Origin of the sequence: Variovorax sp. LjRoot175 (assembly GCF_964253805.1) — a bacterium.
Lineage (GTDB): Bacteria > Pseudomonadota > Gammaproteobacteria > Burkholderiales > Burkholderiaceae_C > Variovorax.
This window is the reverse complement of sequence record NZ_CAXURY020000001.1, coordinates 2140556-2159172: the sequence shown is the minus strand read 5'-3', so window position 1 is coordinate 2159172 and position 18617 is coordinate 2140556. Positions and strand designations below refer to the sequence as shown.

Here is an 18617-nt window from a genome sequence, read left to right as displayed (position 1 = left end):
CCGTTGGGAAGGGGCGAGGCGACTGTAGGTGCGCCCCCGGAGCGCCGGCAATGTCGCGGACAGGGGTTTCGATCGATCATCGATCAGTCTCGTGCGACTTTCGCGCGGAATCGGGGTTTGTCCCCGGGTTCATGGGACAGGATGCCCTGACCGATACGGTCTTGCTTTCGCACCCCTTCACGACGTGCGCAACGGGCCCCAACACATACTTTCTTGCATTTTTCCGGGTTAACCCTGGATGGCTCGCCGGCGCTTGCTTCTACTATTTATTCAACTTGAATTAATTAATTGCGCCTCGGCACCGGGGCCAGGAGACAGCCAGTGACGACAGCCGGTCCCGGTCGGGGCACCAACTCGGTCAACCTGCGCCTCTACAACGAGCGCAGCCTGCTGCAGCGGCTGCGCCGGGCCGGCGAGGCGTCGAAGGCGGATCTGGCACGTTGGGCCCAGCTCACGAACACGGCGGTCGGCAGCATCGTGCAGTCGCTCGAGGAATCGCGGCTGATCGAACCCGCGGGCCGCCGGCAGGAAGGCCAGCGCGGCCAGCCCGCCGGGCTCTACCGCGTCAATCCCGAAGGCGCCTACGGCATCGGCGTGCGGCTGGACCGCACCAGCATCGAGACGGTGATGATCGACCTCGGCGGCAAGATCCTGGCCCGTGCGGCGCACGACCTGCTGCTGCCCCACCCCGACCGTGCGCTGGCGCTGGTGCACAAGGACGTGAGCCGCATGATGGCCACGCTCGACGCGGCGCAGCACCGCCGGCTCATGGGCGTCGGCCTGGCGCAGCCCTACAACCTCGGCAGCTGGCTGCGCGAACTCGACCTGAAGGCGGACTTCCGCATCTGGGACGAGGTCGACTTCGGCGCGATGCTCGCGCGCGCCGTGGACCAGCCCGTCTTCAAGGAAAACGACGGCAACGCGGCCGCGATCGCGGAGCTGTTCTTCGGCATCGGCCGCGAGGAGAACGACTTCCTCTACATCTTCATCGGCGCGGCACTCGGCGCAGGTGCGGTGATCGGCGGCGAAAGCCTGCGCGGCCCCACCGGCAACGCGGCCGACCTCGGCCTGATGCCGGTGCCGCCCAGCCGCCTGGCCTCGGCCCCGGTGTCGGACCGGCGCTGGGACATCCTGCTCTCGCGCGCCTCGCTCAACGCGCTGGCGCGCCACCTGCGCCACCACGGCATCGCGGTGCGCGGCCATGCCGAGCTCGAGGCATGCGTCAAGTCCGGCCGGCCCGAGGTGCGCGAATGGCTCGACGACTGCGTCGATGCGCTGGTGCCTTCGACGCGCGCATCGCTGGCCGTGCTGGACCTGCCGGTGGTGGTGATCGACTGCGACATCGACAGCGGCCTGATCGACGAGCTCATGAAGCGCCTCGACGAAGGCCTGCGCGCGATCGCGCCCGAGGCGCGCCAGACCCCGCGGATCCTGCGCGGCAGCTTCCGCGCCGACGCCGGCGCGATCGGCGCGGCCAGCCTGCCGATGTTCTTCAACTTCTCGCCGCGCGCGGACGTGCTGCGCGGACGTTCACGCCCCCGCCACCCGGAGACAGCGAATGCATGAAGCACCCCCCGCGCTGCTGGAGCTGCGCAAGATTTCCAAGACCTTCCCCGGCGTCAAGGCGCTGCAGGACGTGCGGCTGCGCGCCAGCGCCGGCCACGTACATGCGCTGATGGGCGAGAACGGCGCCGGCAAGTCGACGCTGATGAAGGTGCTGTCGGGCGCCTACATGCCCGACCCCGGCGCCGAGATCCTGATCGACGGCAAGCAGGTCCACATCGACGGCCCGCTCGCGGCCAAGCACCTCGGCGTGTCGGTGATCTACCAGGAACTGAGCCTCGCGGCCAACCTCAGCGTGGCCGAGAACATCTACATGGGCCGGGCGCTGCGACGCGGCGGCCTGGTCGACCGCGCCGGCATGGCCAGCGCTTGCGAGGCGACGCTGCAGCGCCTGGGCGCCGACTTCGGCCCGGCGACCCGCGTCGCGACGCTCTCGATCGCGCAGCGGCAGCTGGTCGAGATCGCGCGCGCGGTGCACTTCGACTGCCGCATCCTGGTGATGGACGAACCGACCACACCGCTATCGACCCACGAGACCGACCGCCTGTTCGCGCTGATCAAGCGCCTGCGCGACGAAGGCCTGGCGATCCTCTACATCAGCCACCGCATGGACGAGATCGACGAGCTCGCCGACGAGGTCACCGTGCTGCGCGACGGCGCCTACGTCGGCACGCTGACCCGCGCCGAGCTCTCGCGCGACAAGCTGGTGAAGATGATGGTGGGCCGCGATCTCTCGGGCTTCTACCGCAAGGAGCACCACGGCCAGCACACCGGCGACAAGGCGCTCACGGTGCGCGGCCTCAGCGACGGCCGGCGCGTGCACGACTGCAGCTTCGAGCTGCATGCGGGAGAAGTGCTCGGCCTGGCCGGCCTGGTCGGCGCCGGTCGCACCGAGCTGGCACGCCTGATCTTCGGCGCCGATCCGAGCACCGGCGGCGAGGTCTCCCTCAACGGCAGCGGCGCGCTGCTGAAGATCGCCAGGCCCATCGACGCGATCCGCTCCGGCATCCTCTACCTCACGGAGGACCGCAAGGGCCAGGGCCTGTTCCTCGACCAATCGGTGCGCGACAACATCAACGTGATGGTGTGCCCGCGCGACGCGAACGCCGGCGGCGTGATGGACGGCAAGCGCGCCGCCCAGCGCGCGCGCGACGCGATCGCGCAGCTGTCGATCCGCGTGCCCTCGGCGCGGGTCAACGTCGGCTCGCTGTCCGGCGGCAATCAGCAGAAGGTGCTGCTCGCCCGATTGCTCGAACTCGCGCCGAAGGTGCTGATCCTCGACGAGCCGACGCGCGGCGTCGACATCGGCGCCAAGAGCGAGATCTACCGCCTGATCGACGAGCTGGCGCGGCGCGGCGTCGCGGTGCTCGTCATCTCCAGCGAACTGGCCGAGGTGGTCGGCATCTGCGACCGCGTGATCGTGATGCGCGAAGGCCATCTCGTCGGCGAGGTGGGCGGCGCGAGCGGCCTGCCCATCACCCAGGAAAACATCGTCGCGCTCGCCACCGGCGCGGCCGCCACCCACGCGCCCGTGCTGCACTGAGACAGACGGCGCAACAGGAGACATCCCCATGAGCAAGCAGACCTCCCCCGCCTTCCCGGCGCCGGCCAACCCCGCCCTGCCCCGCGCGCTTAGCGGCGCTTCCGGCCGCGAAATCATGCGTGCGCTCGGCATGCTGCCGGTGCTGGTGCTTCTGTGCATCGGCTTCAGCTTCGCGAGCGACAACTTCTTCAGCCTGCAGAACCTGTCGATCATGACGCAGCAGGCCTCGATCAATATCGTGCTGGCCGCCGGCATGACCTTCGTGATCCTCACCGGCGGCATCGACCTGTCGGTGGGCTCGATCCTCGCGGCCTCCGCAGTGGTGGCAATGCTGGTGTCGAACGTGCCGGAGTTCGGCATGCTCGGCATTGCCGCCGGCCTGGCCTGCGGGCTGCTGTTCGGCCTGATCAACGGGGTGCTGATCGCCTTCGTCAAACTGCCGCCCTTCATCGTGACGCTGGGCTCGCTGACCGCAGTGCGCGGCATCGCGCGGCTGCTCGGCAACGACACCACCGTGTTCAACCCGCAGCTGCCCTTCGCCTTCATCGGCAACGGCGAGGTGCTGGGCGTGCCCTGGCTGGTGATCATCGCCTTCGCGGTGGTGGCGCTGTCGTGGTTCATCCTGCGCCGCACCGTGCTGGGCCTGAACATCTACTCGGTCGGCGGCAATCCCGAAGCCGCGCGCCTGGCGGGCATCAAGGTCTGGGCGGTGCTGCTGTTCGTCTACTGCACCTCGGGGCTGCTCTCGGGCCTGGGCGGGGTCATGGCCTCGGCACGGCTCTATGCGGCCAACGGCCTGCAGCTCGGCGCCTCGTACGAACTCGACGCCATCGCGGCGGTGATCCTCGGTGGCACCAGCTTCGTCGGCGGCACGGGCTCGATCCTCGGTACGCTGATCGGCGCGCTGATCATCGCGGTGCTGACCAACGGCCTGATCCTGATGGGTGTCTCGGACATCTGGCAGTACATCGTCAAGGGCCTGGTGATCATCGGCGCCGTCGCATTGGACCGCTACCGCCGCAAGGACTCGGCTCGTACCTGAACCCCTTTCATTTCCCCAACCACGACCAGGAGACTATTCCATGCGCAAGTCATTGTTCGCACTCGCCGTGATCGCCGCGGCCCTCGCTGCCCCGGCGGCGCAAGCCCAGAACAAGCAGATCAAGAGCGTCGGCATCACGCTCGGCTCGCTCGGCAACCCCTTCTTCGTCTCGCTCGCCAAGGGCGCCGAAGCCAAGGTCAAGCAGTACAGCCCGAATGCCAAGGTCAATGCACTGTCGGCCGACTACGACCTCAACAAGCAGTTCTCGCAGATCGACGGCTTCATCGCCTCGGGCGCGGACATGATCCTCGTCAACGCGGTCGACGCCAAGGCCATCGAGCCCGCGCTGCAGAAGGCGAAGAAGGCCGGCATCGTCGTGGTGGGCGTCGACGTGGCGGCCAACGGCGCCGATGCGACCGTGCAGACCAACAACGTGCAGGCCGGCGAGCTCGCCTGCCAGTACATCGTCGAGAAGCTCGGCGGCAAGGGCAATGTGATCATCCAGAACGGCCCGCAGGTATCGGCCGTGATCGACCGCGTCAACGGCTGCAAGACGGTGCTGAAGAAGAGCCCCGACATCAAGATCCTGTCGGACGACCAGGACGCCAAGGGATCGCGCGAAGGCGGCCTCAACGTGATGCAGAACCACCTGACGCGCTTCCCGAAGATCGACGCCGTGTTCGCGATCAACGATCCGCAGGCCATCGGCACCGATCTCGCGGCCAAGCAGCTGAACCGCAAGAACATCGTCATCACCTCGGTCGACGGCGCGCCCGACATCGAGACGGCGCTCAAGAGCGACACGCAGGTACAGGCCTCGGCCAGCCAGGACCCGTACATGATTGCGCAGAAGGCGGTCGAGATCGGGCTGGACATCATGAACGGCAAGAAGCCCGCCAATCCGATGACACTGCTGCCCTCGACCTTGATCACGCGCACGAACGTCAAGGACTACAAGGGCTGGCAGGCGCCCCGCTGAATGTGGCCCCCAAGCTCCGTCACTTCGTGTACTCGCTACCCCCCAAGGGGGCCGCAGTCCGCCTTGGGGCGGCCCGGCGGCGGACTGGTTTCGGTTTCTTCAACCGTTTGAAGCTCTTCGAAGGACAAGTATGTTCGTGGTCTGCGGCGAAGCCCTGATGGATGTCTACATGGGCGAATGGACGGCCACCGGCATGACGCTCGATGCGCGCATCGGCGGCTCGCCGCTCAACGTGGCGCAGGGGCTGGCCCGGCTGGAACGGCCGGTGGCCTTCCTGGCGGGACTGTCGACCGATGCCTGCGGCGAGCGCCTGCTGGCCTCGCTGCGCGCCGAAGGCGTCGACACCTCGCTGGTGCTGCGCAGCGACGCACCGAGCACGCTCAGCGTGATCAGCGTCGACGCCGCCGGCGTGCCGCGCTATGCCTTCCATGGAACGGGTGCGGCGGACCGGCAGATCACGCACGACACGCTGCCGGCGCTGCCTACAGCGGCGCGCGTGCTGCAGTTCGGCTCCTACGCGCTCGCGGTGGAGCCGGTCGGAAGCGCGCTGCGCGCACTGGCGGCGCGCGAGCGCGAACGGCGCCTGATCGCCTACGACCCCAACGTGCGCCTCAACGTCGAGCCCGACCTCGCGCACTGGCGCGCGGTGGTCGAGCAGATGGCGTCGATCGCGCACCTGGTCAAGGTCAGCGACGAAGACCTGGGCCTGCTCTATCCGGCCGAAACGCCGGAGCAGGTTGCGGCACGCTGGCTCGAGCGGGGCGTGAACCTGGTCGCGGTGACGCGCGGCCGCCATGGGGCGAGCGCGTGGACCGGGGCGGCGCAGGCCGACGTGCCGGCGCCGGAGACCGAGGTGGTGGACACGGTGGGCGCGGGCGATACCTTCCAGGCGGCCCTCCTGACCTGGCTGGACGAGCACGATGCACTCACACCCGAGGCGCTGTCGGCGCTCGGCCATGCATCGCTCGTCGATCTGCTGCGCTTTGCCGCCCGGGCCGCCGCGATCACCTGTTCGCGGCGCGGCGCCGACATGCCGCGGCGCGACAAGCTGAACTGAGGCCTTCAGAGGGAAGCGAATCCCTCGATGAACGGCTCGATGGCGAGGATGGGGAACTTGGTTGCCCCTGACAGCACCAGGAGATCGCGGTCGCCCGTCACCAGCGTCGCCTTGCCCGTGACCGCGAGTTGCAGGAAGGGCGCGTCGAAGGGGTCACGGCACGCTGGTACGACGGGCGGCGGATTGGGCAGCGTCACGACCTGCGCAAAGGGAAGATAGTCGGCCAACAGCTCCTCGCGCTCCTGTGGTGAAAGCCTGAACTTCGGATAGCCCAGCACGCGCACCAGTTCGCCTGCGGTCGCCGTGCTGACCAGCGGCGTGCACGCGCCCTGCTGCCACAGCTCGCGCAGCCGCCGTGTCGCCGGTCCGCCGAACAGCAAGGCCGAAAGAACTACATTGGTGTCGAACACCACCCGCCGGGCGGCCACGCGCTCAGGCCTTGCGCCTGGTCTTGGCGGGAGCGCTGCCAGCCGAGCGCGCACGCTTGACGCGATAGGCAGGCGGCGGCTCGGCAGCCATCAGCGCAGCCGGTTCGGCCCCCTGCCGTGCCCAATCGACGGCATCGCGAACATCCGCGTCGGTCAGACCCAGCGCGGCCAACTTGGCACGCACCGCATCGCCACGCTGGATGCGCACCGGCGTCAGCACGATCTGGCCGTCGTGCACCGCGACGTCGAAGTACTCCGTGGCGCCGACCTGGTCCGTCACGCTGCGCGGCAGCGTGAGCTGGTTCTTGGAGGTCATCTTGGCAAGCATGGGAATTTCTCAAAGTAAGGAATCCTTACTTTAGCCGACTCTTCGTTGCGAAATCAACCGGCCCGCATGCTGTCTCATGGCGGGGCCCGAGGAACAGCTACGCGCTGGCCTGTGACAGCCGGAACATGTGCAACTCATTCCAGCGGCCCGATGAATTCTCAAGCAGCACGACCGAGCTGCACTCCGCCTTGACGGCACCGGATGCTCCGAGCCGAACTTGCAATTCAGCCGCGGCTTCATCGGCTTCGGAGGCCTCACCGTGCGCAACGGTAAGGTGTGGAACGACTCTTTGGTGCTCCCCGCCGTACGGCAGGAAATCCGGAAAGACTTCTACAAGAGCCATGGTCATAGCGACGAACGGCTCTGAAGGTTCAGGCGCGAGATATGTCGTCGTTGGGAACCGAGCGACTTTCACCAGCGAAAACGAGAATGCAGCGACTCGCGCGAGCGCGTGCTGCACCTGGTCGAGGACTGCAGGTGTGATGTGCTGCGGGTCCATAAAGGGAACCAGCAAGGTGATGTGCGCCGGGACACCGAGCTTTGCAGTCGCATCGAAGCGCTGGCGCAGGTCGCCGACAAGCGGCTCAGCCGAGGGCACCTTGACAGCGAACGCGGATATCGGCATGGACCAGAATGATAGTCATCAGCTGCCGATACGGAATGTCTGATCTTGGTCTTCGAACCTCACGCGTCCTTTCACACCCGTCACAGGCGCGCCGGCGAGTCCGAATCAACCCTGCTGCGCAAGGATGACTCTGCGACCTCTCGCAGGAGGTCGTCGAATTGCAAGCCTAGAAGCGCCACGATTGCATCAATCACGGAAAGCTTGAGTTCACCGGTCAGGAACGCCTGCTCTAAACTCCTTTCGGAGATTCCAACGGCTTGGCCGGCGTGAGCGTACGAGACGCCAGAGGCGGCCAACTCTCTGTCCAGGATCGAGACCAGCCTGTAGCTGTTATCCATCGACGGTCCTTCCGCGGTTCTCGGGTGGAGGGCGCCAGGATTGTTGCGCTTCTCCTGTGCATGTGAACTGGATCTCGTCGCGGTATCGTTCTTTTGTTCTGCGGGGTATCACGGTATCTCCGCGGCACCTCCGGACGACCTGACCGGCCGACGCGGCCTCGCTGGATTTCCCTCAGCCCTAGCTGGCCGTCAACCCGAAACACTTGGCCACTGCGCCGGTCGCATATCGACTCAAGTCGAATATCGTCGCGCGTCGCCGTCCCTCGCGCCTCTTGCGCCTTCGGGGTGTGCCGCGGGCCGAGCGGGCAACTCCGTTAGATCAGAATGCGCCCGCTTCCAGCCGCTGCGCCCGCCACGCGCAAATGCTGCCCACCACGGCAAGCAGCGTCGCCACGCCGAACATCGCGACATAGCCGAAGTACTGCGCGATCGCGCCGCCGGCCAGCACCCCGAGCACGCCGCCGAAGCCATAGCCGATCACGGTGAAGAGCGCCTGCCCGCGCCCGCGCAGCCGCCCCGGGAAATGGCGCGACACCATCGCGATGCAGGCCGTGTGGTGCGCGGCGAACGAGAGCGCGTGCAGGGCCTGCGCCGCCGCCAGCGCCCAGACCCAGGGGCCGCATCCCGCGGTGATCCCCATGCGCAGCACGGCGGCGACGCCGCAGATCAGGAGCCAGCGCGGCATGGCGAACAGGCCCAGCAGCCGGCCCTGCAGGTAGAACCAGGCGATCTCGGCCACCACCGACAGCGCCCACAGCAAGCCGATGGTCCCCTTGCCGTAGCCGAGCGAATCGAGGTACAGCGAGAGAAAGCCGTAGACCGCGAAGTGCGCCATCACGTGGAAGAACAGCGACATGAAGAACCAGCGCACCGCCGGAATGCGCAGCACCGGCCCGACCGGATCCTTCACCATCGAGTGGGCCGCCGCCGGTTCGCGCACGTCGGGCAGGCGCAAGGTCGCGATCAGCACAATGGCGAGCGTGCCGCCCGCCCAGGCTGGAAAGTGCCCCATGCCGAAATGCTCGAACCATTCGCCGGCAAAGAAGACCGTGACCAGGAATCCCGCCGAGCCCCAGAGCCGGATGCGGCCGTAGCGCCCCCAGTCGCCGGCCACCAGGTGCGCCATGGCCGCTTCGGTGAGCGACATCATCGAACTGGTGTGAGTGAACATCACCAGCAGCACCAGGCCCAGCCACCAGGCGCCGCCGTGCCACCACAGCCCGAACGAGGACACCAGCGCCACGGCCGCGCTGATGCGCAGCAGCAGCACGCGATGCCCCGTGTGGTCGCTCACCGCGCCCCATGCATAAGGCGCGAAGACCCGCGTGATCGACTGCACCGAGGTCAAGAGGCTGATGGTGAAGATCGGCAGCCCCAGATCCTTCAGCCACAGCGGCAGGTAGGGATTGAAGAAGCCGATGTGCGCGAAGTAGCTGGCCGAGAGTGCCGCGAAGGCCAGCAGGTGGCCGCGGCCGCCCGCAGCAGGGGCCGGGGCCGGGGCCGGGGCCGGGGCCGGCACTAGAGGAAAGACGCCTGTGGCGACGGCCGCGCGTCGGCGTCGGCTTGCCCCTGTTCCTGCTCTCCCTGCACGTCGCCGCATTGCGCGCGGTTGCGAAGCGCATGCTCCATCACGACCAGCGCCAGCATCGCCTCGGCGATCGGCGTCGCGCGGATGCCGACGCAGGGGTCGTGCCGGCCCTTGGTGACAACCTCGACCGGCTGGTTGTTGACATCGACCGACCGGCGCGGGCTGATGATCGAGCTGGTCGGCTTGATCGCGATGCTGACCTCAAGATCCTGCCCGGTGGTGATGCCGCCGAGCGTGCCGCCCGCGTTGTTGCTCTCGAAGCCCTCGGGCGTGATCGAGTCGCCGTGCACGGTGCCGCGCTGCGTGACGCTCGCGAAGCCGGCGCCGATCTCCACGCCCTTGACGGCGTTGATGCCCATCATGGCCCAGGCGATGTCGGCATCCATCTTGTCGAACAGCGGCTCGCCGAGGCCTACCGGCACCTTCGATGCGGTCACGCGAATGCGCGCGCCGCAGGAGTCGCCGGCCTTGCGCAAAGCGTCCATGTAGGCCTCGAGCTTGGAAACGTCGGCAATGGGCGCGAAGAAGGGATTGTTCGGCACGTGCTCCCAGCTCTCGAAGGGGATCGCGATGTCGCCGATCTGCGCCATGCAGCCGCGGAACACCGTGCCGTACTTCTCGTTGAGCCACTTCTTGGCCACCGCGCCGGCCGCGACCATCGGCGCCGTGAGCCGTGCCGAGGAGCGGCCACCGCCGCGCGGATCGCGGATGCCGTATTTCTTCCAGTAGGCGAAGTCGGCATGGCCGGGGCGGAACTGCTGCGCGATCTGGCTGTAGTCCTTGCTGCGCTGGTCGGTGTTCTGGATCAGCAGCGCGATCGGCGTGCCGGTGGTCTTGCCCTCGTACACGCCGGAGAGGATCTGCACCGCATCGGGTTCGTTGCGCTGGGTCACGTGGCGGCTGGTGCCGGGGCGGCGGCGGTCGAGGTCGCCCTGGATGTCGGCCTCGCTGAGCGCCATGCCGGGCGGGCAGCCGTCGATGACGCACCCGATCGCGGGACCATGGGACTCGCCGAAGTTGGTGACCGCGAAAAGGGTGCCGAAGGTATTGCCGCTCATGCGGCGATTATCCCAACAAAGTCAACTCCACATCCCCCGAGGGCGCGGCCGGTGGCCTTCCCACGCGTCGCAGCATGATGGCGGCCAGCACCGCGGCCGCCAGCGCCACCGCTGCGCTGATGGTGGCCGTCGTCTCGAAGGCCTGCGCGAACGCCTCGCGCCCGGCATCGAACAGGGCCGCGCCTGCAGGCCCCGGGAGCGCGGCCGCGGTGTCCGCAGCAACACCCAGATTGGCGCGTGCGGCCTCGAGCGCGGCCTTTGGTACGCCGTCGATCCGGGCCTCGCCCATGGCGTGGCGGTAGATGGCGACGATCACGCTGCCGAGCACCGCAATGCCCAGCGCGCCGCCGAACTCCGAGCTCGTTTCCGAGATCGCCGATGCCGCACCGGCACGCTCGGGCGGCGCCGTGCCGACCATCAGATCGACCGCCAGCGTGAAGGCGAACGAAAGCCCCAGCGACAGAACCCCGTAGGCGACGACCAGCCTGACCAGGCCGTCGATGCGGTCCACCGTGCTCAGCAAGGCGAAGCCGGCCGCGGCCACGAGCAGGCCGCCGGCCACCACGAAGCCGGGACGCACCAGCCGCACCAGCCGCGGCGCGATCGTGGAGCCAAGCGCAAAGGCCACGCCCGAAGGCACGCTCCACAGGCCCGCCTGCAAGGCCGACAGGCCGAGAACGAGCTGCAGGTACTGCGCGATGAAGAGGAACCCGCCGAAGGCGATGAAGAAGGCCAGCGTGTTGATCGCGAGCGCGGCGCTGAAGGCCGGCACGCGGAACAGCCGCAGCTCGATCAGCGGATCGGCCAGCCGCCCCTGCCGGCGGATGAAGGCGATGCCGATCGCCACGCCCACCACAATGGCCGCCAGCGGCAGCACGCCCATACCTGCTTCGGCGATGCGCTTGAGGCCATAGATGACGGCGAGCACGGACAACAGCGACTGCGCCGCACTCAGCAGGTCGAGCCGCCCGGCCTGCGTGTCGCGGTACTCGGGCAGGAGCCAGGGCCCGAGCGCGAGCAGCAGCACCATGACCGGCACGCCGATCAGGAACACCGAGCCCCACCAGAAGTGCTCGAGCAGCGCCCCGCCGATCAGCGGGCCGATGGTGCCGCCGACCGAGAAGCTCGCGACCCAGATGCCGATGGCCACGCTGCGCTCGTGGGCGTTGAGGAACATGTTGCGGATCAGCGAGAGCGTCGAGGGCGCGAGCGTGGCGCCTGCGATGCCAAGCAGCGCGCGCGTGGCGATCAGCATCGCGGCGCTGCTCGAGAAGGCGGCCAGCACCGAGGCGATGCCGAAGCAGGCCGCGCCAATCAGCAGCAGCCGGCGCCGGCCGATGCGGTCGCCCAGCGTGCCCATGGTGATCAGCGAACCCGCGAGCATGAAGCCGTAGATGTCGACGATCCACAGCATCTGGGCGCTGCTGGGATGCAGCGCGGCGCTCAGGTGCGGCACCGCCAGGTTGAGGACCGTGAGGTCCATCGAATAGATCATGCAGGGCAGCGCGATGACGGCCAGGCCGATCCATTCGCGCGCGCTGGCCCTGGCGCCGGCGGCCGGGGCGTTCATTGAATCACCTCCGCGCTGCGCGCGGCGGTATTCGCCTTGGGAACGGCCCGGCGGCTCATGGCGTGTGCTCCCAGACCACCACGGGGCGCACCTCGATGCTGCCCACGCGCGAGGACGGAATGCCGGCGGCGATGCGCACCGCCTCTTCGTCGCTCGCGGCCTCGACCAGGTAGAAGCCGCCGAGCTGTTCGTTGGTTTCGACGAAGGGGCCGTCGGTCACCGACAGCTTGCCGTTGCGCACGCGCACGACGGCGGCAGTGCGGGCCGCCTCCAGGCCTTCCGATTCGACGAAATGCCCGCTCGCGCGCAACTGGTCGTCGTAATCCAGGTGCGCGTTGACGAAGTCGCGCATCTCGCCGGGCGAGAGCACGCTCATCTGCTCGTCGGTGGCGAAGATCATGCAGAGGTATCTCATGACGCAATCCTCTCGACCATCGCGATGGGGCGCACCTCGATGCTGCCGTACTTCGCGAGCGGGATCCTGGCGGCCACCTGGATCGCGGCGTTGAGGTCCTGGACGTCGATCAGGATGAAGCCGCCGAGCTGCTCCTTGGTTTCGGCGAAGGGGCCGTCGGTCTGCGACATCGTGCCCTTGCGCACCTGCACGACCTTGGCGGTCTTCACCGACTGCAGGGCTTCCGCGACGACCAGTTGGCCGCGCGCATCGAGCTCCTTGTCATAGTCCATCGAATCGGCGTCCAGCGTGGCGCGCTCGCTCGGCGTCATCGTCGCGAGCAGCTTGGGGTCGAAATAGACCATGCAGAGGTATTTCATGTGCATCTCCGGAAAAGGATTGGGTGACTGACACCCACTGGTCGAACGCAGAGGCCGCCGATCGACATTCGCGCCCGCTCGAATTTGTTTCAGGATGCAAGCTCAGCCAGCCGCCGCTCGAGAAACTGCCGCTCGGGGGCCTGCCGCGCGAGCGCCAGCGCACGTTCGTACGATGCCCTCGCTTCCGCCGTGCGGCCGAGCCGCCGGCACAGATCGGCGCGCGCCGCGTGGGCCAGGTGGTAGTCCGCGAGCTCGCCGCGCGCGAGGATTTCATCGATGAGCGCCAAGCCGGCCGCCGGCCCGTCGCGCATCGCGATCGCGACCGCGCGGTTGAGCGCCACCACCGGCGAAGGCTCGGCGCGCAGCAGCACCTCGTAGAGCCCGGCGATCTGGGCCCAGTCGGTGGATTGCGCATCCGCGGCTTCGGCATGCACCGCCGCGATGGCGGCCTGCAGCGTGTAGGGCCCGAAGCGGCGCGACGAGAGCGCGCGCATCGCGAGGGCAGCGCCCTCCTCGATCGATGCCCGATTCCACAGGCTGCGATCCTGCTCGTCGAGCAGCACCATCTCGCCCGATGCCGAGGTTCGTGCGGCACGCCGCGACTCGTGCAGCAGCATCAGCGCCAAGAGGCCCACGGCCTCGGGCTCGGGCAGCAGGTCGACCAGCAGCCGGCCGAGCCGGATCGCCTCGGCCGACAGGTCGGGACGCGTCAGCGTCTCGCCGGACGAGGCCGCATAGCCCTCGTTGAACACCAGGTAGACCACGCGCAGCACGGCATCGAGCCGTTCGGCCAGCTCGGCCACGGGCGGCACCTGGTAGGGAATGCGGGCCTCGCGGATCCTGGCCTTCGCGCGCACGATGCGTTGCGCAATCGTCGGCGCGGGCACCAGGAAGGCATTGGCGATGTCTTCGGTCGCGAGGCCGCAGACCTCGCGCAGCGTCAGCGCGACCTGCGCGTCGGGCGCCAGCGCCGGGTGGCAGCAGGTGAAGACGAGGCGCAGGCGGTCGTCCTCCAGCGTCTCGGCATCGGCGTCGCGCTCATCCCAGGCCAGCGCAGGGTCGGCGATGGCCTCGGCCGCATCGCCTGCGTCGTCCCAGGCATCGAAGCGTGCGCGGCGGCGGAGGCCGTCGATGGCCTTGAAGCGCCCGGCCGACACCAGCCAGGCGCGCGGGCTGGCCGGGATGCCGCTCGCAGGCCATTGCTCGAGCGCCGCGCGAAAGCCGTCGTGCAGCGCCTCCTCGGCCAGGTCGAAGTCGCCCAGGAGGCGCACCAGCGTCGCGAAGATGCGGCGCGACTCGCTGCGGTAGACCGCATCCACCGCCTCGCGCACTGCGGCCGGCGCTGTCGCCATCAGGCCGCTTCCGCGCTGCCGAGCAAGGCCTCCAGCTTCACCAGCGAGCCGGTCCAGCCGTGTTCGTGGCCTTCGCGCGCGGCCTCGTCGAAGAACTGCTCGTGGCGCAGCTCCAGCTCACAGCCGCGGCCCGAAGGCTCGATCAGCACCGTGACGCGCGATTCGCGCTCGGGCGTGCTGTGCCAGGCCCAGCTGAAGATCAGCTTGCGATTCGGAACGATCTCGTGGTAGACGCCGCCGACCTCGTGCCGCTCGCCGTTCGCTTCCAGCATCACCACGCGGAAGCGGCCGCCCACGCGCAGGTCGATCTCGGAGACCGGCACCGAGACGATCTCGGCCGGGCCCAACCACAGCTTTAGCGCTTGCGGGTCGGTCCACGCCCGCCAGACTTTGTCGGGCGCGACTTCGTAGTGCCGGCGGAGGGTGAGCGAGGGGCGTTCTTCGTCTCGGGTGGCAGGGCTCGCCATGCGGTCTCCTCTTGTTGGTACAGGAAGCGGGCCAGCGCATCGAGGCGCTCGGCCCAGAATTTTTCATAGCGGGACAACCACACGGCGGCCTCCTGCATGGGCTGAGGCGAGAGCTCGCAGCGCACGATGCGGCCCTCCTTCGTGCGGGAGACGAGCCCTGCGTTCTCGAGCACGCGCAGATGCTTCATGAAGCCGGTGAGCGACATGCCGTGCGGCTGCGCGAGTTCCGTGACGGTGAGGCCGCCGCCCTCCCCCAGCGTTTCGAGCACCGCGCGGCGCGTCGAATCGGACAGCGCGGCGAAGACGGCATCGAGGGTGTCTGCATCAGAGTGAACCATGTGGTTGAGTTTCGAAGCGCGCGGCGCCGCTGTCAAGCCCGACGCGGGAACGCTTTATGCATATTGCGACGCAGCATCCCACCGCCACAAGGAGTTCCCATGCTGGACCGCACCGACACGAAGTTCTCCCACGTGAAGCCCGGCGACACCGAGTACGTCTCGGGCGGATTGCGCGACTTCTTCCTGTACCGCGACCTGGGCATCGCCGAGGCCACGCACGGCAAGGTCATTGCGCACCTCGTCAAGGCCAACATGGCACCGGAAGCGGGCACCGGCTGGCACCGGCACGAGGCGGAGTTCCAGATCGTCATCATGGTGAAGGGCTGGGCCAGGTTCATGTACGAAGACCAGGAGACGCTGGTCGAGGCCGGCGACGTGGTGCACCAGCGCCCCGGCATCCGGCACTACCTCTTCGACTACTCGCCCGACATGGAGTACCTCGAGATCGTCTCGCCGGCCGATTTCAAGAGCATCGATGTCGAGCCGGCCTGCGAGGTTCCCGCGCCGACGCCATGGAAGTAGCGGCACGAGTTTTCAGTCTTTCTTGAAGCTACAGCAATTCGGCGCGAAAATGCGCCGATGCCTTCTCACCCCCTGCCCCCGCTCAACCGCCAGTTCGTCGCCCACTTCGGAGAGATGGGCAGCAAGTGGGGCATCAACCGCACCGTCGGCCAGATCTATGCGCTGATCTTCATCTCGCAGCGCGCGCTCAACGCGGACGAGATCGCCGAGATGCTGGAGTTCTCGCGTTCGAACGTGAGCATGGGCCTGAAGGAGCTGCAGGCCTGGCGGCTGGTGCAGCTGCGCCACCAGCCGGGCGACCGTCGCGAGTACTTTGAGGCGCCGGCCGACGTCTGGGAGATCTTCCGCGTGCTGGCCGAGGAACGGCGCCGCCGCGAGGTCGAGCCGACGCTCTCGATGCTGCGCATGGCACTGCTCGAAGAACCCACGAGCGACGAGGAGCGCCACGCCCAGCAGCGCATGCGCGAGATGCACGACCTGATCGACCGGCTCATGAAATGGTTCGACGATGTGCAGCGCCTGGCGCCCGAGACTGCGATGCAGCTGATGGGCATGGGCGCGACGGTGACCAAGGTGCTCACGCTCAAGGACCGCATCACCGGGGCAAAGGGCAAGAAGGCGGGGGCCTAGCCCATCTTTCTCAACTCAACCCCGATTTCGACGATTTTGGGGGTGTTGAGCGACGCAAGTGCTTGATGCGTATAGGGGTGACGCGGCAAAACGCTTGTGGTGGAGACCTTGGTCCTTGGCGTGCGGGCGAGCGGTTCCTAAACTGCGGCGCATGTTTCTGCGCTGCAACCGACGCCTGAAGGACGGCAAGACGCACGATTACTGGAGCGTGGTGGAGAACCGCCGACTGGCCGATGGTCGTGTGGTGCAAAGGCAGGTGCTCTACCTGGGCGAGATCAACGCGAGCCAGCGCGAAGCCTGGCGCAAGACCATCGAAGTGCACGACGAGGGAACCAGGCGCCAAGTGGCGCTGTTCCCGGCCGGCTCGATGCCCGCCGATGACGCGAATGCGGTGGGTATCCGTCTGGACGAACTGCGCCTCGAACGCCCGCGCCAGTGGGGCGCGTGCTGGCTGTCATGCGTGTTGTGGCAGCAACTCGAACTCGACGCCTTCTGGAGCGCTCGGCTGCCGCCCTCGCGCGAAGGCACCCCGTGGCTGCAGGTGCTGCAAACGCTGGTGGCCTACCGGCTGATCGATCCTGGCAGTGAATGGCGCTTGCACCGTCACTGGTTCGACGCCAGCGCGATGGCCGATCTGCTGCACGCCGACTTCGCGTTGGCCGAGAAGAACACGCTGTACCGTTGCCTGGACAAGCTCACAGCGCACAAGGACGAACTGTTCAAGTTCCTGTGCCGGCGCTGGGGCGAGCTGTTCGGCGCGAAGTTCGACGTGCTGCTGTACGACCTGACCAGCACCTACTTCGAGAGCGATGCGCAGCGCAGCGAGCACGACAAGCGCCAGTACGGCTACAGCCGCGACAAGCGAGGCGACTGCCGCCAGGTGGTGATCGCGCTGATCGTCACCCCTGAAGGCTTCCCGCTGAGCTACGAGGTGCTCTCGGGCAACACGGCCGACTCAACGACGCTTGGCGACTTCCTCGATCGCATCGAGCAGCGCTACGGCCGAGCCAACCGGATCTGGGTGATGGACCGCGGCGTGCCCACCGAAGACAGCCTGGCACAGATGCGCCGCATGGGAGCGTCGTATCTCGTGGGCACCCCCAAGGGGCGGCTGAGCAAGCTCGAGCAAGGCTTCCTCGCACAGCCGTGGCAGCGCGTGCGCGAAGGCGTCGATGTCAAGCGCCTGGCCGGTGACGAAGACACCTACGTGCTGGCGCAAAGTGCAGCACGCATCGACAAGGAGCGTGCGATGCGGCAACGCCGCCTGCGCCGCTACGTGCAGCGCCTGCAGGCCTTGCAGGGCCAGGCGCTCACGCGCGATCAACTGCTCATGAAGCTCGGCGCAGCCAAGCACGACGCCGGGCGCGCCGCCCATCTGGTCACGGTTCAGCTGCCCGAGGCCAGCAGCAGTTCCAAGACAGCATCCTTCGAGTTCGAACTCGATCGCGCCCGGCTGCGCCAGGTGCGCCGCCGTGAAGGGCGCTATCTGCTGCGCACCAACCTCGCAGCGCACGATCCCGCGCAGCTGTGGACGTTCTACATCCAGCTCACCGAGGTCGAGCAGGCGTTCAAGGAGCTCAAGCACGACCTGGCCGTACGCCCGATCTACCACTCCAGCGAGAAGCGCATCGAGGCCCACATCTTCGTGGCCTTCCTCGCCTACTGCCTGCAGGTCACCTTGAAGGCCCAACTCAAGCGCCTGGCGCACGGCATCACGCCTGCGGAGGTCATCGCCAAGTTCAAGACCATGCAGATGGTGGACGTGCACCTGCCCACCACCGACGGCAGAGAGCTCGTGCTGTCGCGATATACCCAGCCCGAGGCCGATCACCGCATGCTGCTGGACCTGCTGCGGCTGAAGCTGCCCGATCAACCCCCGCCGAAGATCACTGCCAAACACGCCCGCATCACTGCCCAACCCATCCCGCTGTAGTGGAGACCTTCGAGCTCGTGCTGAATCAAATCAAGCACTTAGCCGGCTTCGCACCTGCCAGTTGAGAAAGACGGGCTAGGGTTCAGGCCGGCTCGTCGAACAATGGCTTGCGGCGCGGAGGCGGGCGGTATGCGGTGCGGGTCGGGCGATCCCCTCTGCGCCGCCGAGGAGCGCAGCCTTTCGCGGATCAGGGCTCGCGATTGTCTGAGCCGAAGGCGAGTTCGAGCGAGACCCCGCGAAAGGCGAGCACCGCAGGGAAGCCCGAAGGGCCGGCGCAGTGGGGTCGCACGGCCCGCACCGCATGCCGGGCGTGCGCCCAAACGGGCGAGCCAGTCAGCAAGCTAGGGCTTCTCGAGCTTGTCGCGCCGGATCGCCTCGTCGTCCATCAGCTCGTACCACATCGCATTGAGCACCGCGAAGGTCGCGGCGAGAGGGAGGCCCAGCAGCCAGGCGAAGTACCACATGGTTCGGTTCCTTTTCTT

The 18617-nt window shown here is 67.7% G+C and carries 21 protein-coding genes; 8 read left to right on the top strand and 13 right to left on the bottom strand.

Annotated features, from left to right (window positions below; translation table 11 throughout):
* The first annotated feature begins 321 nt into the window (after window positions 1-321).
* The 5 genes from ACSQ89_RS10875 to ACSQ89_RS10855 all read left to right on the top strand — a co-directional run bounded on the left by ACSQ89_RS10875 (window position 322) and on the right by ACSQ89_RS10855 (window position 6184).
* Window positions 322-1566 (top strand): ROK family protein, encoded by a 1245-nt coding sequence (locus ACSQ89_RS10875; RefSeq protein WP_093109410.1) that lies wholly within the window; start codon window positions 322-324, stop codon window positions 1564-1566.
* Window positions 1559-3106, top strand: coding sequence for a sugar ABC transporter ATP-binding protein (locus tag ACSQ89_RS10870; RefSeq protein WP_436295198.1), 1548 nt, complete (start codon window positions 1559-1561; stop codon window positions 3104-3106). The genes ACSQ89_RS10875 and ACSQ89_RS10870 overlap by 8 nt, the downstream gene beginning before the upstream one ends.
* Before the next feature lie 28 nt (window positions 3107-3134).
* Window positions 3135-4148, top strand: a complete 1014-nt coding sequence (locus ACSQ89_RS10865; protein WP_436295199.1) for an ABC transporter permease subunit — start codon at window positions 3135-3137, stop codon at window positions 4146-4148.
* Between the two features lie 40 nt (window positions 4149-4188).
* Entirely contained in the window at window positions 4189-5127 is a 939-nt protein-coding gene (locus ACSQ89_RS10860; protein ID WP_436296183.1) for an ABC transporter substrate-binding protein, read from the top strand.
* A gap of 130 nt (window positions 5128-5257) precedes the next feature.
* Complete coding sequence (locus ACSQ89_RS10855; RefSeq protein ID WP_093109414.1) at window positions 5258-6184, top strand: carbohydrate kinase family protein; 927 nt, start codon at window positions 5258-5260, stop codon at window positions 6182-6184.
* 5 nt (window positions 6185-6189) lie between these two features.
* On the opposite strand, the gene ACSQ89_RS10850 is transcribed toward ACSQ89_RS10855, so the two are convergent.
* The 12 genes from ACSQ89_RS10850 to ACSQ89_RS10795 all read right to left on the bottom strand — a co-directional run bounded on the left by ACSQ89_RS10850 (window position 6190) and on the right by ACSQ89_RS10795 (window position 15050).
* Window positions 6190-6597 carry a putative toxin-antitoxin system toxin component, PIN family gene (locus ACSQ89_RS10850; RefSeq protein WP_436296182.1) on the bottom strand — a complete coding sequence of 136 codons (408 nt, stop codon included), beginning with the start codon at window positions 6595-6597 and terminating at the stop codon, window positions 6190-6192.
* Window positions 6598-6616: 19 nt separating this feature from the next.
* Window positions 6617-6940: an AbrB/MazE/SpoVT family DNA-binding domain-containing protein gene (locus ACSQ89_RS10845; protein ID WP_436295203.1), complete on the bottom strand. Its 324-nt coding sequence runs from the start codon at window positions 6938-6940 to the stop codon at window positions 6617-6619.
* Window positions 6941-7037: 97 nt separating this feature from the next.
* Complete coding sequence (locus ACSQ89_RS10840; protein ID WP_436296181.1) at window positions 7038-7565, bottom strand: 2'-5' RNA ligase family protein; 528 nt, start codon at window positions 7563-7565, stop codon at window positions 7038-7040.
* A gap of 80 nt (window positions 7566-7645) precedes the next feature.
* Window positions 7646-7903: a hypothetical protein gene (locus ACSQ89_RS10835; RefSeq protein ID WP_436295205.1), complete on the bottom strand. Its 258-nt coding sequence runs from the start codon at window positions 7901-7903 to the stop codon at window positions 7646-7648.
* Window positions 7904-8222: 319 nt separating this feature from the next.
* A complete protein-coding gene (locus tag ACSQ89_RS10830) occupies window positions 8223-9422 on the bottom strand; it encodes an MFS transporter (protein ID WP_436295206.1) in 1200 nt (399 codons plus the stop codon).
* The gene (gene aroC, locus ACSQ89_RS10825; RefSeq protein WP_436295207.1) at window positions 9422-10549 is read right to left on the bottom strand and encodes a chorismate synthase; all 1128 of its coding nucleotides are present in this window, start codon (window positions 10547-10549) and stop codon (window positions 9422-9424) included. The genes ACSQ89_RS10830 and aroC overlap by 1 nt, the downstream gene beginning before the upstream one ends.
* A gap of 7 nt (window positions 10550-10556) precedes the next feature.
* A complete protein-coding gene (locus ACSQ89_RS10820) occupies window positions 10557-12119 on the bottom strand; it encodes an MFS transporter (protein ID WP_436295208.1) in 1563 nt (520 codons plus the stop codon).
* A gap of 55 nt (window positions 12120-12174) precedes the next feature.
* Window positions 12175-12534: a YciI family protein gene (locus tag ACSQ89_RS10815; protein ID WP_093109419.1), complete on the bottom strand. Its 360-nt coding sequence runs from the start codon at window positions 12532-12534 to the stop codon at window positions 12175-12177.
* The gene (locus tag ACSQ89_RS10810; protein ID WP_436295209.1) at window positions 12531-12893 is read right to left on the bottom strand and encodes a YciI family protein; all 363 of its coding nucleotides are present in this window, start codon (window positions 12891-12893) and stop codon (window positions 12531-12533) included. Before ACSQ89_RS10810 ends, ACSQ89_RS10815 begins: the two co-directional genes overlap by 4 nt.
* Window positions 12894-12982: 89 nt before the next feature.
* Window positions 12983-14245, bottom strand: a complete 1263-nt coding sequence (locus ACSQ89_RS10805; protein WP_436295210.1) for an RNA polymerase sigma factor — start codon at window positions 14243-14245, stop codon at window positions 12983-12985.
* Complete coding sequence (locus tag ACSQ89_RS10800; RefSeq protein WP_436295211.1) at window positions 14245-14712, bottom strand: SRPBCC family protein; 468 nt, start codon at window positions 14710-14712, stop codon at window positions 14245-14247. The genes ACSQ89_RS10805 and ACSQ89_RS10800 overlap by 1 nt, the downstream gene beginning before the upstream one ends.
* Window positions 14601-15050 carry an ArsR/SmtB family transcription factor gene (locus ACSQ89_RS10795; RefSeq protein ID WP_093109423.1) on the bottom strand — a complete coding sequence of 150 codons (450 nt, stop codon included), beginning with the start codon at window positions 15048-15050 and terminating at the stop codon, window positions 14601-14603. The genes ACSQ89_RS10800 and ACSQ89_RS10795 overlap by 112 nt, the downstream gene beginning before the upstream one ends.
* Window positions 15051-15149: 99 nt before the next feature.
* On the opposite strand from ACSQ89_RS10795, the gene ACSQ89_RS10790 reads away from it, so the two are divergent.
* From ACSQ89_RS10790 to ACSQ89_RS10780, 3 genes are all read left to right on the top strand, one after another.
* Window positions 15150-15572, top strand: a complete 423-nt coding sequence (locus ACSQ89_RS10790) for a cupin domain-containing protein (protein WP_093109424.1) — start codon at window positions 15150-15152, stop codon at window positions 15570-15572.
* A 57-nt stretch (window positions 15573-15629) separates the two neighbouring features.
* Window positions 15630-16202 (top strand): GbsR/MarR family transcriptional regulator, encoded by a 573-nt coding sequence (locus tag ACSQ89_RS10785; protein WP_436295212.1) that lies wholly within the window; start codon window positions 15630-15632, stop codon window positions 16200-16202.
* Window positions 16203-16353: 151 nt separating this feature from the next.
* Window positions 16354-18135 (top strand): IS1634 family transposase, encoded by a 1782-nt coding sequence (locus ACSQ89_RS10780; protein ID WP_436296001.1) that lies wholly within the window; start codon window positions 16354-16356, stop codon window positions 18133-18135.
* Between the two features lie 341 nt (window positions 18136-18476).
* Here ACSQ89_RS10780 and cydX read toward each other — a convergent pair whose 3' ends face one another.
* Window positions 18477-18599: a cytochrome bd-I oxidase subunit CydX gene (gene cydX, locus ACSQ89_RS10775; protein ID WP_086924947.1), complete on the bottom strand. Its 123-nt coding sequence runs from the start codon at window positions 18597-18599 to the stop codon at window positions 18477-18479.
* Between the last annotated feature and the right edge of the window lie 18 nt (window positions 18600-18617).